The 2,037-nt window shown below is 62.6% G+C and carries 3 protein-coding genes; all 3 read right to left on the reverse strand.

Annotated elements, in window-relative coordinates; genetic code table 11:
• The coding region (locus tag NZM16_RS11180; RefSeq protein ID WP_295480425.1) for a DUF86 domain-containing protein at nt 1–302 on the reverse strand (302 nt) is incomplete at its 3' end.
• Entirely contained in the window at nt 299–592 is a 294-nt protein-coding gene (locus tag NZM16_RS11185) for a nucleotidyltransferase family protein (protein WP_295480427.1), read from the reverse strand. The genes NZM16_RS11185 and NZM16_RS11180, both read right to left, overlap by 4 nt.
• On the reverse strand, nt 589–2,037 hold a 1,449-nt coding region (locus NZM16_RS11190; protein WP_295480429.1), incomplete at its 5' end, for a DUF1156 domain-containing protein. The genes NZM16_RS11190 and NZM16_RS11185, both read right to left, overlap by 4 nt.

Genomic DNA, 2,037 nt, shown 5'->3' on the forward strand with positions numbered 1-2,037 from the left:
AGAGCTGGCAGCTCTTCCTTGATGACCTTCCAGACAACTTCGTAATCAACGATCCAGTAGGCGTGCGAAAGCCGATCACGCATGCGTGCCATACTACTCCACGGGACATCAGGGTATCGCGCCCGGATTACCGCTGGGAGATTCTTGGTGGCTTCGCCGATAATCTCCAGCTGCCGCACGACAGCGCTGTTGAGCAGCTCGTTCTGAACAAATTCTTCAAAACTTACTTCGCCCGCAAATCGCTCAATGCGCTCTATCGCGTCCAGAATGTCTTTCAAGAACAGAGAATGCCTGCGCTTCATAGCATTACCGCCTCGCTGAGGATGCGTTCCCGGAGCTCTGGGCGGATGGCCGCTTTGCGGACTAGGTCCACTTGCACGCCCAGTAGATGCGAAAGATACTCCTCTAGCTCCAGGAACTTAAGTAGCCCTGGCACATTCTCAAACTCCACCAAGATGTCCACATCGCTGGAGGGATGTTGCTCTCCACGCACGTAGGAGCCGAACAGTCCGATTTCGCAGACGCCATATTTCTCCCGGAGTTCAGCCTTGTGCGCCAGCAAGATTTGCTCGATCTCTTCCCGGCTCTTCATCGCTCGCCCCCCTCCACTGACGAAATGCGGGTGAGATGAACTAAGTTGAGCTCTACCCATTCCTGCATATTGGACCACCCAACATCGGTGAACGGGTTGACTTCTATATAATCCCACACCATGGCTAAGGCCTGGCGGCTAAATACGTGCTCTATCTTTTCCCCAACCACGTTGTAAACAACCAATGTGGCATTTTTGTCAGCCAATCGATTAAAAATAATGGCCAAATATGTTGTTACCGCCTTGGCAAACTCTTGCATATATCCATTTTGCAGCGTTTCCACATACGCCCGGCGCACCGCATCCGCGAACGTGATCAGCGCTAGCTTCTGCCGCGCGTTGAACAGATCGCCCCAGCGCGTAAGGCCGTATTTATGCACCGAGAACGCTCGTTCTGCCCCGGGCCCACCTCCTTTCGGGGTTGGCTCATCCGGCACCGGATCCATTCCCCATTCCGCCCACAGGGCCTGCCGCTTCTCCTCGAGGGCCACCTCCGCGGCGCGGTAGGCCCCCAGGTCCCGCTCGGTCGGGAGCCGGTAGGTCTTGCCCGTGCGCCCGGGGTGATGGAGCACCACCGCCATCATCCGCTGGCCGGCCCGGCCCGCGCGGAACAGGCGCCGGGTGGTCTCGTCGTCGATCGTCCCCCCGCACAGTGGGCAGCGCACGTGCGCCCGCGAAACCGTGCCCTCCTCCGGGTCGAAATCGATGGGCTCCCCCCTCTGCCCGACGATCTCGGCTTCCACACGGTTCGCCGCACGGTGGGGGATCAGGCGCAGGGCAATCTTGCGCCTGTCCTTTTTCGCCAGCCAGGTCTGGCGCATCAGAGGAATCTCAGCGCCGCAGCTTGGGTTTTGGCACGGCAGCGTCCGCGCCCAGATGTAGCCCACGGGAACCGCGCCGTCAGGGTCGCTGGGGTAGAAGGGGGCCAGCTCCCGGCGGGCCTCCTCCAGGACCCAGTTCCCCCACTGGCGGACCGCCTCCACCAGCGCCGGGCCGAACCGCTGGGGGAACTCCAGCACCGCCTTGTTGAGCAGCACGGCCACCGGGTTGTAGTCAAGGGCGTAGGTCTTGCAGCCCAGCCGCAAAGCCTCCAGGGGGATGGACCCCCCGCCTGCGAAGGGGTCCAGCACCCGCGGAGGGCGGCCCCCGAACGCCTCGCGGATCGCCTCTCGGGCCTGCTCCAGGAGCTGGCGGGACCCAGGTGTCCCGTCGGAAGTGACCTCCCAAGGGGCGATCCGCCGGACCAGCTCGAGCCATTTCGCCCGCCGCGCGGGGTCGTCCGGCAGGAGGGCGGCCAAGGCGGTGGCCCGGGAGGCGGCCAGCGGCCGCCGCGCCCACCAGATGTGGAGGGTGCTGATGTGCCCGTGGCGGATGTTCTTCTCGCGCACCGAATGCGCGCTGACTTCTCGAACCGGGAAGCTCTCCTCGATGAAACGGCGGTCGTG

This window comes from Thermoflexus sp., from assembly GCF_025055495.1.
Taxonomy (GTDB): Bacteria; Chloroflexota; Anaerolineae; order Thermoflexales; family Thermoflexaceae; genus Thermoflexus.

What these genes read in the sequence shown, in the direction of transcription:
- NZM16_RS11185 (WP_295480427.1), bottom strand. Translation starts at nt 592, where the DNA reads ATGAAGAGCCGGGAAGAGATCGAGCAAATCTTGCTGGCGCACAAGGCT.